The sequence below is a fragment of the Pseudoalteromonas sp. G4 genome (genome assembly GCF_028875915.1).
Classification (GTDB): Bacteria; Pseudomonadota; Gammaproteobacteria; order Enterobacterales; family Alteromonadaceae; genus Pseudoalteromonas.
In genome coordinates, this window is sequence record NZ_JAPEHW010000048.1 from 19,325 (window position 1) to 31,399 (window position 12,075).

Annotated in this window: 14 protein-coding genes; 8 read left to right on the forward strand and 6 right to left on the reverse strand. The window is 38.6% G+C overall.

Annotated features, from left to right (window positions below; translation table 11 throughout):
* Positions 1-253: 253 nt before the first annotated feature.
* Positions 254-655 carry a DUF6957 family protein gene (locus ON073_RS13750; RefSeq protein ID WP_100914093.1) on the forward strand — a complete coding sequence of 134 codons (402 nt, stop codon included), beginning with the start codon at positions 254-256 and terminating at the stop codon, positions 653-655.
* Between the two features lie 18 nt (positions 656-673).
* Here ON073_RS13750 and ON073_RS13755 read toward each other — a convergent pair whose 3' ends face one another.
* Positions 674-967 carry a hypothetical protein gene (locus ON073_RS13755; protein WP_274762457.1) on the reverse strand — a complete coding sequence of 98 codons (294 nt, stop codon included), beginning with the start codon at positions 965-967 and terminating at the stop codon, positions 674-676.
* A 250-nt stretch (positions 968-1,217) separates the two neighbouring features.
* On the opposite strand from ON073_RS13755, the gene ON073_RS13760 reads away from it, so the two are divergent.
* Entirely contained in the window at positions 1,218-2,555 is a 1,338-nt protein-coding gene (locus tag ON073_RS13760) for a HipA domain-containing protein (RefSeq protein WP_274762459.1), read from the forward strand.
* On the forward strand, positions 2,545-2,826 hold the full coding sequence (locus tag ON073_RS13765; RefSeq protein ID WP_229854591.1) for a helix-turn-helix transcriptional regulator: 282 nt from the start codon (positions 2,545-2,547) through the stop codon (positions 2,824-2,826). The genes ON073_RS13760 and ON073_RS13765 overlap by 11 nt, the downstream gene beginning before the upstream one ends.
* A gap of 550 nt (positions 2,827-3,376) precedes the next feature.
* Here the strand turns inward: ON073_RS13765 and ON073_RS13770 are convergent.
* On the reverse strand, positions 3,377-4,105 hold the full coding sequence (locus ON073_RS13770) for a helix-turn-helix transcriptional regulator (protein ID WP_189768822.1): 729 nt from the start codon (positions 4,103-4,105) through the stop codon (positions 3,377-3,379).
* Entirely contained in the window at positions 4,080-5,417 is a 1,338-nt protein-coding gene (locus ON073_RS13775; RefSeq protein WP_274762460.1) for a tyrosine-type recombinase/integrase, read from the reverse strand. Before ON073_RS13775 ends, ON073_RS13770 begins: the two co-directional genes overlap by 26 nt.
* A 386-nt stretch (positions 5,418-5,803) precedes the next feature.
* On the opposite strand from ON073_RS13775, the gene ON073_RS13780 reads away from it, so the two are divergent.
* Complete coding sequence (locus ON073_RS13780; RefSeq protein WP_274762461.1) at positions 5,804-5,959, forward strand: hypothetical protein; 156 nt, start codon at positions 5,804-5,806, stop codon at positions 5,957-5,959.
* A gap of 53 nt (positions 5,960-6,012) precedes the next feature.
* Entirely contained in the window at positions 6,013-7,338 is a 1,326-nt protein-coding gene (locus ON073_RS13785; protein ID WP_274762462.1) for a hypothetical protein, read from the forward strand.
* A gap of 292 nt (positions 7,339-7,630) precedes the next feature.
* On the opposite strand, the gene ON073_RS13790 is transcribed toward ON073_RS13785, so the two are convergent.
* The 3 genes from ON073_RS13790 to ON073_RS13800 form a co-directional block, all read right to left on the reverse strand.
* Entirely contained in the window at positions 7,631-8,407 is a 777-nt protein-coding gene (locus ON073_RS13790) for a tyrosine-type recombinase/integrase (RefSeq protein ID WP_274762463.1), read from the reverse strand.
* Positions 8,314-8,892 (reverse strand): Arm DNA-binding domain-containing protein, encoded by a 579-nt coding sequence (locus tag ON073_RS13795; protein WP_274762464.1) that lies wholly within the window; start codon positions 8,890-8,892, stop codon positions 8,314-8,316. Before ON073_RS13795 ends, ON073_RS13790 begins: the two co-directional genes overlap by 94 nt.
* 182 nt (positions 8,893-9,074) lie before the next feature.
* Complete coding sequence (locus ON073_RS13800; protein WP_274762465.1) at positions 9,075-9,935, reverse strand: YicC/YloC family endoribonuclease; 861 nt, start codon at positions 9,933-9,935, stop codon at positions 9,075-9,077.
* Between the two features lie 188 nt (positions 9,936-10,123).
* Between ON073_RS13800 and rph the strand changes: the two genes are divergently transcribed.
* From rph to ON073_RS13815, 3 genes are read left to right on the forward strand one after another with little or no spacing between them, the layout of a single operon-like run.
* Positions 10,124-10,837 carry a ribonuclease PH gene (rph, locus tag ON073_RS13805; protein ID WP_010561976.1) on the forward strand — a complete coding sequence of 238 codons (714 nt, stop codon included), beginning with the start codon at positions 10,124-10,126 and terminating at the stop codon, positions 10,835-10,837.
* Between the two features lie 11 nt (positions 10,838-10,848).
* Positions 10,849-11,493: an orotate phosphoribosyltransferase gene (gene pyrE, locus ON073_RS13810; protein WP_274762466.1), complete on the forward strand. Its 645-nt coding sequence runs from the start codon at positions 10,849-10,851 to the stop codon at positions 11,491-11,493.
* A 58-nt stretch (positions 11,494-11,551) separates the two neighbouring features.
* Positions 11,552-11,935 carry a diacylglycerol kinase gene (locus ON073_RS13815; protein ID WP_038637438.1) on the forward strand — a complete coding sequence of 128 codons (384 nt, stop codon included), beginning with the start codon at positions 11,552-11,554 and terminating at the stop codon, positions 11,933-11,935.
* Positions 11,936-12,075 lie beyond the last annotated feature (140 nt).

Genomic DNA, 12,075 nt, shown 5'->3' on the forward strand with positions numbered 1-12,075 from the left:
AACTTAGGTACCTAGCAGTTAGCTAAACTGCCGCTCGATTCACACAAGAGCATTTACTGCTCATATCCGTTTTACATGTCAGCGAGCTGTTATTACAAATGCAGCCATCCTTTCCACAGGAAAAATGAATCATCCATTTTTATTGAGTTCAAGGTCGGAAGCCTTTTGCACACATTTAAATTCGAAGTAGTTTTTTTGACAGATTAGAGAGTGCGCTCAAGCTAGTCATAACGTTTAATAGTAAGAGATAATTATGACTGATGAAATGAAACAAGAGCTTACTAGGCTTGCAGGTGTTTTGTCTGAGCCAGGAGTATTAACGAACTTTGGCTGCTTAGAATCACAAATCGAACTGATGAAACTAAAATGTGAGCACTTCTCCCCAAATAAACCAATATGCGTAGTTAAAGATTGGGCTATATGGGATATTGAGCCCCCGCAATCAGCACCTGATTGTGTAATATCGCTGATAAAGGCTGACTACATTATTTACGATGAGCTAGATAGGTTTCCTGTTGGTGGTTGGGTGCGTACAACAGCAATAATCAGTATCCACGAAAATTGCATATTTGCGACTAATAACACTAATTATATTTTGGTGGGAAGTGGCACTAGAAAAAATGTCGAATTCAAGGACATGATGAAGTTTTTCTGAGGTTGATAATAAAGCAGGTTACCCCTGCTTTTTTTGTTCACTTGGAATCTCCTCGCTCTCTTTAGTTTTTTTCGTAAAGTAGCGTTGATCAATACACAGCGCTAACAGATGGTTAATTGATGCGTCGGTATCCCCGTTTTGAAAGATGTCCATAGCATCTTGAAAGCTTATCTGTTTATCCAATAAATGTTTTGCCCAAGTATCCGCTTGTGCTTTCTTAATACCTAATGATTCTAAATCTTCGCTTTTCACTGCATCTGTAACTAATAGAATAGCAACTGCGATACGCTGTACTTTAGTAAAATTTTTCATAAGCTATACCTCTGTTTTGGTTACAAAAGGAGCTTAAGTAATTAATAGGCAGGTTTTTGGCTAAAACTCTAAGAAAGTTTGACGACTTTTAAATTTAAAACGGTAATAAAGTTCCGACTTGGAGGTTGTGTTTTATTAAAAGCGGTAGTTTGATACTGTTTTGTTGCTCTATTTTATAATGTAACGGTAGATTTCTACCGAAAAGTTGTTATTATCAGAGACTAAACGGTAATAAACTACTGGAGTAGCGATGCAAACTGTTACATTGCAGTTATTTAATCAAGGTCAATGGTGGGATGCTGCGATTTTGAACTTCTCTGAAGAGCAGTTTAGTGCCAGTTGTTCATTGTGCTATGAGCCTGAATACATTGCTGCAGTAGCAAGCTATGACATCAAAGACTGTTGGGCATGCACAGTTAATGCTCCCATTAGCATCATTCCGAAAGACTATTCCAAGTGGCCAGCATTACTAGATGACATTTTGCCAGTTGGTAAATCTCGAGATTGGTGGCTTAAATATCTTAATATTAGCCGTTCTAACGAATTTCAGCAAAACTATGCGCTGCTCACAAATGCTTGTATGTCACCCGTTGGTAACTTACGAATAAAAGAGTCAGTAGCGACAGAGGGTAGTATAGATCCTCGCCGCTTTCCCATTGAAGATGTTATTTCATTGCAATACGACTTCTTAGAGTATGCCAATGAACAAGGTGCAGCGGTTGGGGGAGCTACTGGAGCTGGTGGTGTTGCTCCAAAACTTTTACTAATGCTCGAAGATGACAGTGTTTTTATTGACGGAGATTTTGCTGGAAAACCATTGGCTGCCACAGCCTACTTAACAAAGTTTGCTAGAAATAGGCGTACAACTCGAGACAACAATATTCTCAAAGCTGAAGGTGTTTTTTATCAGGCTCTTACAGAGCTTCTTCAAGGTACTAGTGTTAAAACCATCGAAGTCAACAAGTTAAAAATACTTGAAGATAAAGAAAGTGGACAAATCAGTTTATGGCTACCGCGCTTTGATATCGGATTTGAAAATGGCGTGGCTACAAGAATTGGTTTGGAGAGCATCTACTCAATCATTGATGCGGAGCCAGGCAGTTATCAAGAGCATTTTGATGTTATGGAGACAGTTTGGAGAAGGATTAATTCTGCAACTCAAATGACCAAAAGTGAATTTGCAAAGCAATATGTTGTTAGAGACTTTTTAAATCTTGTTTTTGGTAATTCAGATAATCACGGCCGTAACATTTCATTTTTAAAATTTGACGGCGACATTCGTTTTGCTCCTATCTATGACTTTGCTCCGATGAAAGCCGATGAAGAAGGAGTAACTCGTTTATTCAAATGGGGACGAAATTGTGAACTTGGTGGGCAAGTGAGTTTTTCAAAGATTGCTGAGCAACTTTCTGACTTTTGTGAACCGGACGAAATGATTTTATTTTTGAGTCAACTTGCTGAAAAATTAATCGACTTGCCAGAGCTGTTAGCAAGATTAAATTGCCCTGATGAAATATTAAATTTTCCTGCGATTGGGTTTAGCAACATAAAAAATAAATTAGTAGAGATGGGAGTTTATGATGGCTAGTTTGTCTGGTGAACAGCGAAAAGAAATTCTTGCGAAGCTAGAAAATGATGTTGCCAACAATGTAATCACCATTGGTGAATTAGTTAAGCAAGTTCGCACACAATTGTATGGTATGACACAAACTCAATATGCAAAGTTTATTAAGGTGTCTGACAAAACGCTTAGAGATATTGAAAAAGGCAATACAGATCCTAGAGTCTCAGTGCTGAATAAAATTTTAGCTCCAGGAGGCTTTCAACTATCAGTTCGTGCTCTTCGCCGTGAGATTTAATTTTTTGCAGAGTTTAGGTCAAACAACTTAAGGAGAGGAGATGCCAATTGTTACCATCTCAGTATTTCTGATAAGCGTATTAGTACTGACTATTACCTTCTTACTTTTATATAAACGTAAGTAAGTTCTAACCTTAATTGGCTCATCAGTCAGTTAGAACTTTTTTGTAAGTAATCAGAATCACCTCATTGATTTGTAGAATCCAACGACAAGATATTTTATCAATATAAAAATACTCGATATTGTTATTTCTTTATAGCGAGATAGTTCAAAACATAACCTTATGTTCCGCCCGTTGTTTAATCCTCATTATGTTGCAATGTCAAAGGGGTATTACCTCTGCATATTATTCCTCGCAGGAAAACAGTGTTCCTGCAATAGGGTACTGGTTTTAAGTTGAAGCGGTTTCTGCGAGGTATTGCAGGAAGTGTTGCACGCTCGAGCCACAAAGTTGGCTCTGTAGTCGAGCATATAGACAAAAGCCTGCAAGTAGTTGCAGACTTTAATCTTGAGTTTTAGGTTAGGTGCTTTTTTTATCAGATATGTCTGATTAGTTGGACGTGGCCCATTGCTGTACAGCTCTTAAGTTTATGTGTATGGACGCTTCTTTTTTGTTTATCTTTCGTTGGAAATCAAGGCGGATGTGCTTTCCTATTTTCCATTCGTTTTGAGCGAGTCTTGCTATGATTTGATGAACTGAGATGTCGACTATTTCAATGTACTTTTGCAAAGGTAAATGTTCCTTGTTGGAGTAATCGTCGACAAGCTTATCTTCTCTAAATCCAAGCTTAATTGGCTGTTCATCTACCTTAGTGTCACGTCGATTTTTTAGCAGTTCAGACATTGCTTCACTCTTAATCTTTACCAGATTAAGCTTGAGGTTATGTTCAAAGTGATCATCTAGAATATAAAATTTAGATTGAAAACGTCGACGAAAAAGATCCACGTTGATACCTGCAATTTCTCCAAATGATTTGATTGAAACTGTTGACGGAAACTGAGATAACTCTGAAAAAGAGATGATATTTTCTTGTTCAGTTAACAAATCTAGCTTTATGTTTCGTTCGTTTAGGTCTGTATCAGGTTCATGAGTACAATTGTTCATAGTTCTTTCGAGCGTTGACTTGCGCCAGAAGATTTTCCGACCAGATTTACGATCTGGAGGAGGAAAATTTCCTAAACGAACTTGCTCAAATAGCCAAGAGTAGCTTTTGTTTTTCGCTTTCAAAACTTCGCTGAGCGATAGCGTAGGTTCAGCTTTCAGATATTGATTTAGCATTTTTATTTTCCTGCATTACTTCTTCTATCAAATTTAATAATCGCGCCTCTTCAATTAAATTTTCTATAGTGTCTGAGAGCTCTATTGAGGCCCGTTTCCTAGCTGGATATAAATGGTAGTCATCGTGCCTGTATCGCCTTGTTGAGTGCAAGATATAGCTATCAGCAACATGATCAGAGACTTCCAATTCACTCAATAACGTTCTACAAGTGTGCCTCAGCTCGTGAGGCACTTTGGTCAGTTTCGGAGCAATTTTCCTAATAAACTTGTTGGGTGTAGATGAGCTTATAAAGGGACTGTCAGAATTAGACTTCCTTGCTGGAAATAAGTAGTTTGAACCATTCTGAACCTCAACGATTTCCAAAAGTAAGCTTTGAACAAACTGCGTCAGGTAAACAGCACGCTGGATACCGTTTTTTTCAGCAGTAAGATTCCATACTAAGTCAGCTTCTTCATCATCGCTAAGATGTTTTGTTGTATGCCCAAAGTCTTTGTTGTGAGCTTTTATTAAGTCTCCTTTTCGAGTGCCAAGCACTAGCAAAATGTAAACAATATTTACGTTAATAGGGGCTGTATTTCGGACTTTCTCTAAACATTGAATAAGGTAAAGCAGTTCCTCAGGTGCCAATGCAGTTCTATCGGAGTCATCAACATAGCCAGTTTCTCTAGCTGTAAAGTAACTAGCAACATTGATGTCGATTAATCTATATCGTATGCCTCGCTTGAGTAGTTTTTCTGCAATTTCTCGTGCCATTTTAGCGGTTGCTTTGTAGGAAAAAGGTGTTCCTGCTGCTTTTGCTCTTATTTTTTTCACCATGACCTCGATGAGGCAACCATCAAAGTGAGAAATGGATGCGTTGCCGATGTATGGTTGCATGTGTTTGTGATATAGGCCTTGAATACGAGCCATATCTTTAAGAGGCTCAGGTTCTGTAATGTCAAACTCAGCTTCAGATGCTATGAACCAGTCATAAGCTAAGTCATCAATGGTTTTTATGTTACGACGATGCTCTTGAAGCTGATATGTGTAATCGTCGATATAACCGTTTGTGTTCAACTGTTTTTCGTAAACAAAGCTCTGCTCGACAGCCTCTTCTAATGATATCTGCTTATCAAGTATTCCCAATGTTTGGTAATGATATTTCCCATGTTTTTGCATCCGGAAAATGAGGGTTTTATTACCTTGTTTAGCAGAAGCATAAAGACGGTTTGCAATTTTTTTTGTCGGAAATGCCTCTCCGAAATTCGCAGTTAATGTCTTGAGCCTTGTTTCAGCATCTAGAAGGCGTTCGGTATATATCTCTTCAATCATTTATTACTTAGTTCAGTGTTGTTATTTAAGACTCGCTCAATATATTCTGTGAGCAGTTTTCCCTCCATTATGAGTCTGTTGAAGCTTTCAGGCCTTTGTATACAGGGGATAGGAGGTTTTTTGCCTCTTTGATTGGATCGGAGTATTCAAAAAAGAGAAGAGTATTGTGGCTGCTATTCTCCCTCTCAAGATAAAGAGGTTGAAATCCTGTGAACCAAGCTTGTAAGGGGCTAGAGAGGGAGTACGATAAAAAAGTATCGGTTGTACTTACATTAAGAGTTGTGAAACTAAGCTATAAAAATTGCGCCACTTGATTCCTGTCAACGTATTCAAATTTTTTCGATGATTGCTTATGAAGTTTATTCGGAATTATCAAGGAGAACATTATGGCTTCAAAAGCAAATGCAAAACCACCAACACCTATGACGCCACAAGCGGCGCAACGAATTCAAAGTTCGACAGCTAAAACCAATGGTGGCAACGTACCAAAAGGTAGTTTTGCGGCTCGCGCAACTAGTAGCGTTGCTAAAAATAATAAATAATAGTGAGGGGGATCACCCCTCTTTCAAAAAGGAACTTTTTAAGGTCTTAATTTATGGTGCCTATCAATGAATCTTATCCAAACATTGGATATGTTTTAAATCGTCTAGCTGATATTGCCGACACCAAATCATTGGCGGCTAAGGGAAAGAGCCGTTATCGCAAGGAAGAAGACTTTGCATCTAGGAAGTCTTTAGATCCAACACTGATTTCAGAGTCAGTGCGACATTTATTTTATGAGCCAATCTCTCAGGTTGTTACAGGTAGTTTCGCTGAGTTTTTCTCTGACTGTATCTGGATGGGGTTAAACAACTTCATAGAAATCATGAAGCGTGTACCTATGGAAGGAGTAGCACAAAATAAGGTAGTTTATCAGCTTAATCAGCACCTACTTGTAGAAACACTTGCGAGTATCATTTGGCAGGTAGGAATTAACCAAATGCCAAATAATACTGTTCCAAGTTTCTATTTGGATAGTCATCCAATCAAAGCACTTATTGATTTTTACAATAGCCAGCAAGATTTAGCTGAAAACGACATAAAAAAATTCTTTGAAAATACTGACAGAACAGTTAGAAAGTGGCGAAGTGGTGAAGAGCTCCCTAATATTGGTAACTTAACTCTACTTGCTCAATGGGCATCATTATCCAATCCAGAGGCGGTTAATGAAGAGATGGAAACTTTGTTTTTAGCAAGATTCATTGATTCATTTCATAGAAAAACGAAGCATCAGTTTGTTACTCATTTAAAAGAGGCTGTTTTGTGGCGGATTATAGATTTTGGTCGAATATTTTATCAGTTTTACATCAATGAAATAAGTTCAGCCAACTTACATATACTGTCAGCAGAAGGTAATGAACTGCATAAGCTCCTGAGACGCTCTACAACTAAACCTTCTGGTAGTTTTGCTGATTATTCAGCTAGATTAGCTTCACTTAAAAAATCAATTGAAGAGCATAATTTAAACGATGAGCTTAGCTATCACTATTACTGGCTACAGGGACGAATGCTAATACTTAGTGGCCAAATCGATACAGCGCTTGAGTGCTATCTCAATGCAGTTGAGTCATCATTGTATAAATCGGGTGATAATATTCGTAATTTGTTAAAGGAAGCTCTAGCGATTGCAGCTATTCAACAAAAACCTCATAAACCAACTTTGAAAAAAATAAAAAGTCGAGCATTAACATTTTGTCCCCAAATAATTGAACCTCAACTTAGAGAGTTACCTGTAAATATCACAAAAGAAGACGTTGATGAATGGTGCTTTTGGTTTGCAATACGTTTCCCTCAATCAGGCTGGTTTGAGGAAGGGAAAGAGATACTAATGGATCGTTTAAGACAGCTAGGTTTAGACGAAGTAGCAAAAAAGTGCCATTAGAAATCAAAGATTATCAAGTTTAAAAGTGTAAAAGCGTTTATGCCAGAAAACTTGCTAGTGGAGACTTCAAGAGCATCTGCTAGCAAGTTATATCTAGGGATATGTATACCAGTGGTTGCCTTGCTTTCTGATTTTGCCTCTCAGAGTCGCCCTAACTAAGGCCTGCTTAACTATTTGTTCGTCAAACATAGGGAGAGCTTGGACAATGTACTCAGTTGTGGGCGGATAACCGTCCCAGTGCTTCAAATCTCTAATTGTTTCAATTAGCTTCTTATCTGTTACACGTTTCATATTACTGTTCTTTTTCAGGTAAACATGCGCAAAAAGCTTCAGCTAACATTAACAGGGCTTCTCTTTTTTCTGGCAAAAATGAGTACTTGTTATAGATATGCTGCATCTTAGGGAGTTTATGGTTTAAACATATTTCGGCGACTTGATCAGATATGCCGAGTTTTGCTAGCAATGTTCTAGTTGTTCTGCGGATATCATGTGGTGCTAGTGTAAACGGTAGATTTAGATTCTTGAATGCGTGGTTTAACGTATCATGATAAACATGGGGGACACGGCTTTGCTTTCTTGCCGGAAACACATAATCGCTGCCACAGGCTCTTATTTTTAGTTCATCAAGCCAAACGATGACTTGTGGTGATAATGGAACTAAGAACTCTCGGCGCGGTTTTGTTCTCTCCGCTGGAATTGTCCACAGCAACTCGTCAAAGTCGAATTCTTCCCACTTAGCGCCTAACAGTTCCATCTTTCTAGTTGCCGTAGAAAACAGCAAGCAGGTTGCTAGGTAGTTATCTCTACTAAAAGCAGTTCCTGCTGCTTCGGCTATGTCGAAAAACTGTCTGATTTGTTTTTCATTTAAATAGGTATCCTTTGGCCTTTCTTCGCCGCCTGCGTCCATTGCCGTGAAGGATAGGGCCAGGTTGTGGCGAATTAAATCGAGCTTAACAGCATGTTTAAATAACGCCTTCAATAAATAAAGTGACTTATTAGCAATGGATGGTCTCGGTGCTTTTGTTCGTGTGCCTTTTTTGATTTTCTGCAGTACATCTGAAATCTCCAAGCCGTTTTCGGTGCTTTTGTTCGTGTGCCTTTTTTGATTTTCTGCAGTACATCTGAAATCTCCAAGCCGTTTATTTCTTTAATTGAGCGGTTACCTAATGGCTGCTGTAAATTCATTTCATAAAGACGCTTTAAACGATCTGCATGTGCATAACGAGACTCAATGATTGTTTCGAAGTAATGTTCAAAGACTGCATTTAAGGTATTACGTGCTTGAAACTCTGCTTTACGTTTTTCCATTAAAGGGTCGATGCCGTTTGCAAGCTGGTGGCGAAAAAATAAGACTTTCTGTCTTGCTTCTTTTAACGAAATAGTTGGATAGGCGCCAATAGCGATCACCGAACGTTTTCCGTTAATTTGATAACGGAAATTAAAACTCGCATATCCAGATTTGGTGAGTGAAAAAAATAGGCCATCTTTATCGGCAATTCCGCGGGTTGGTTCTGCCTTTTTGATGATAGATTTGAGTATGGTCTCAGTTAACATATATATCCTCCAAACTTGTAGGGTTATTTGGACGACATTGGTGACTTGAGAGAGCGAACTACCACTCGCACTACCACTTTTTTGTATTTTTGGCCTAAATTATTCAAAATAATTTGGACGTTAAAAATACAAAAGCCCAGTATTACTGGGCTCTAGCGGAGGTGTTTGGACTCTAATGGATATTATTCTATATTTTGAATTTGCTCGCGCATTTGTTCAATCAATACTTTAAGTTCAACTGCAGCGTTAGTTACTTCTGTATTGATAGACTTAGAAGCTAGCGTATTTGCTTCACGGTTAAACTCTTGCATCATAAAATCTAAACGACGACCACACGCGCCACCTTTTTTAAGAATTTTGCGTGTTTCTTTAACGTGCGACTGAAGGCGGTCAAGTTCTTCAGCAACATCTTGCTTTTGTGCAAGATAAATCAGTTCTTGCTCAAGGCGATTTTGATCAATCTCTGCTTGTAACTCTTCTAAACGGTTAGTGAGTTTTTCACGTTGCCATTTCATTACTTCAGGCATTTGTCCGTTTACAATTTCAACTTGACCAATAATCGAGGTTAAGCGGGTATCAATCATAGTTTCTAGGTTTGCACCTTCCGAGCCACGCGCATCAATAAAATCAGAAACAGTTTTATCAAAACCACTTAGTAATTCTGTTTGCACTGAATCCATATCCATTTCTTCAGCTTCCATTACTCCAGGCCAGCGTAGAATATCCATTGGGTTGATGTCGCCTTTTACTTGGTCTTGTAACCAAGTCGCATTATTCATAAGTTGCTGAGCAAGGGTTTCATTAATTTTCATTTCGCCCACATGCGCTGGGTTAGCATTAAATTTTAGTGCTACTTCAACTTTACCGCGTTGCAATTGTTTGCGCAGTTTTTCACGGATAACAGGCTCAAGTGCTCTAAATTGTTCTGGTAGACGAATAAAGGTTTCTAAGTATCTTTGGTTAACAGAGCGGATTTCCCAAACGCCGTTACCCCAGTCACCTTTAACTTCATGGCGAGCGTAGGCTGTCATACTATGGATCATGTGCGGTTTCCTAAGTTTTTAGAAATGATAATTTGTGCTTGGTCGCATTATAGCGGAAGTTGTTTAGCAGCTTACAGTAAATTTTGTTTGATAAAAATATAAAGAGACTGCCTTTTATTACTTTTCCCGTAGCGAATAAAGGAATTACTTCTTATAATATGCCAAATCTTGAATAGTGAGGATATCTAATGCGTCCTAGTGAACGAACGCCTAACCAAATTCGCCCAGTCTCTTTTACCCGTAATTATACAATGCATGCTGAAGGCTCAGTATTAGTTGAGTTTGGCAATACTAAGGTATTGTGTACTGCAACAGTTGAAGCTGGTGTGCCGCGTTTTATGAAAGGCCAAGGTAAAGGTTGGATCACTGCCGAATATGGTATGTTGCCGCGTTCTACTCATAGCCGCTGTGGTCGTGAAGCTGCAAAAGGCAAGCAAGGTGGTCGCACTATGGAAATCCAACGCCTTATTGCACGTTCGTTACGTGCAGCGGTTGATTTAGCTGCACTTGGCGAAAATACAATCACTATTGATTGTGATGTTATTCAAGCTGATGGTGGTACTCGTACTGCTTCAATTAGTGGTGCATGTGTAGCATTAGTTGATGCACTTACCTACATGCGTACTAAAGGCATGATCAACGCAAATCCACTTAAGCATATGATTGCTGCAATCTCGGTGGGTATTTATAACGGTGAAGCGGTAACGGATCTTGAATATTTAGAAGATTCGGAAGCTGAAACGGATATGAATGTGATTATGACTGAGACAGGTAAGTTTATTGAAGTGCAAGGTACAGCAGAAGGCGAACCGTTCTCATATGACGAATTAACCGACTTACTTGAGTTGGCTAAGCATTCAATTCGCGAAATCATCGATATGCAAAAGCAAGCGTTAGCGTAATAGGGTACAACATGAAAGATTATCAAAAAGAGTTTATTGAATTTGCACTTGAGAAGCAGGTGCTTAAGTTTGGTGAGTTTACACTAAAATCTGGCCGTACAAGCCCATACTTCTTTAATGCGGGTTTATTTAATACCGGTCGTGACCTTGCGCGCTTAGGTCGTTTTTATGCGGCAGCGCTACAAGATTCTGGTATTGATTTCGATGTGTTATTTGGTCCTGCTTATAAAGGTATTCCAATTGCAACAACAACTGCGGTTGCACTCGCCGATCATCACGACTGTGATGTGCCTTATTGCTTTAACCGTAAAGAGAAAAAAGATCACGGTGAAGGTGGTACATTAGTAGGCTCTGCACTTGAAGGTAAAATCATGCTGGTGGATGATGTTATCACGGCTGGCACGGCAATTCGCGAATCAATGGAAATCATCGCTGCAAATGGTGCAGATCTTTCAGGTGTTCTAATTGCGCTTGATCGCCAAGAAAAGGGTAAAGCTGAACTTTCTGCTATTCAAGAAGTAGAACGTGACTTTAATACACAGGTAATTTCAATTGTTAAGTTAGCCGACCTTATTACTTACCTTGAGCAAAAAGGTGATATGTCAGAGCACTTAGCATCAGTTAAAGCATATCGCGACCAATACGGTGTAGCTTAATTACATAAAAGTTTGATATAAAACCCCGATTATCGGGGTTTTTTTATGGATAAATAAAATGAGCGAAATTAATAAACCAAATGGCGGCGGGTTACAGCGTGTATTTAAAGCCAGTTATTGTTCTTATTTAGGTATAAAAGCGGCAATAAAAGAAGAGGCTGCATTTCGCCAAGAATTGTTTCTAGTATTAATTATGTTTCCGGCTTCATTTTGGTTGGCTCAAGATTTGATTCACTGGGCTGTGTTAGTTTCAGTGCTGCTATTAGTATTAATAGTAGAATTATTAAATTCAGCAATTGAAGCGTTAACTGATCGCGTAAGCACAGAAAGGCATGTTTTATCTGGTCGCGCAAAAGATATGGGTTCAGCTGCGGTTACTTTTTCACTATTAATCGTCGGTATTGTTTGGGGTGTAAGTCTTTATATAAAGATCTTTGCTTAATTTACTTTGATGTAAAAATAGTCACTTCTTAAGTTATCCAGCTTTAAAAGTGATAAATATGTAACGAAAGTTGCAAATTATGGCGGTTTTGTACATATTTCGCCCGAACGATCCAAAAAACTAAAAAAAGTTTGAAATAG

Excerpts from the sequence above, each read along its gene's own strand:
- ON073_RS13750 (WP_100914093.1), top strand. The coding sequence starts at position 254 with ATGACTGATGAAATGAAACAAGAGCTTACTAGGCTTGCAGGTGTTTTG.
- ON073_RS13755 (WP_274762457.1), bottom strand. The coding sequence starts at position 967 with ATGAAAAATTTTACTAAAGTACAGCGTATCGCAGTTGCTATTCTATTA.
- ON073_RS13760 (WP_274762459.1), top strand. The coding sequence starts at position 1,218 with ATGCAAACTGTTACATTGCAGTTATTTAATCAAGGTCAATGGTGGGAT.
- ON073_RS13765 (WP_229854591.1), top strand. The coding sequence starts at position 2,545 with ATGATGGCTAGTTTGTCTGGTGAACAGCGAAAAGAAATTCTTGCGAAG.
- ON073_RS13770 (WP_189768822.1), bottom strand. The coding sequence starts at position 4,105 with ATGCTAAATCAATATCTGAAAGCTGAACCTACGCTATCGCTCAGCGAA.
- ON073_RS13775 (WP_274762460.1), bottom strand. The coding sequence starts at position 5,417 with ATGATTGAAGAGATATATACCGAACGCCTTCTAGATGCTGAAACAAGG.
- ON073_RS13780 (WP_274762461.1), top strand. The coding sequence starts at position 5,804 with ATGGCTTCAAAAGCAAATGCAAAACCACCAACACCTATGACGCCACAA.
- ON073_RS13785 (WP_274762462.1), top strand. The coding sequence starts at position 6,013 with ATGGTGCCTATCAATGAATCTTATCCAAACATTGGATATGTTTTAAAT.
- ON073_RS13795 (WP_274762464.1), bottom strand. The coding sequence starts at position 8,892 with ATGTTAACTGAGACCATACTCAAATCTATCATCAAAAAGGCAGAACCA.
- ON073_RS13800 (WP_274762465.1), bottom strand. The coding sequence starts at position 9,935 with ATGATCCATAGTATGACAGCCTACGCTCGCCATGAAGTTAAAGGTGAC.
- rph (WP_010561976.1), top strand. The coding sequence starts at position 10,124 with ATGCGTCCTAGTGAACGAACGCCTAACCAAATTCGCCCAGTCTCTTTT.
- pyrE (WP_274762466.1), top strand. The coding sequence starts at position 10,849 with ATGAAAGATTATCAAAAAGAGTTTATTGAATTTGCACTTGAGAAGCAG.
- ON073_RS13815 (WP_038637438.1), top strand. The coding sequence starts at position 11,552 with ATGAGCGAAATTAATAAACCAAATGGCGGCGGGTTACAGCGTGTATTT.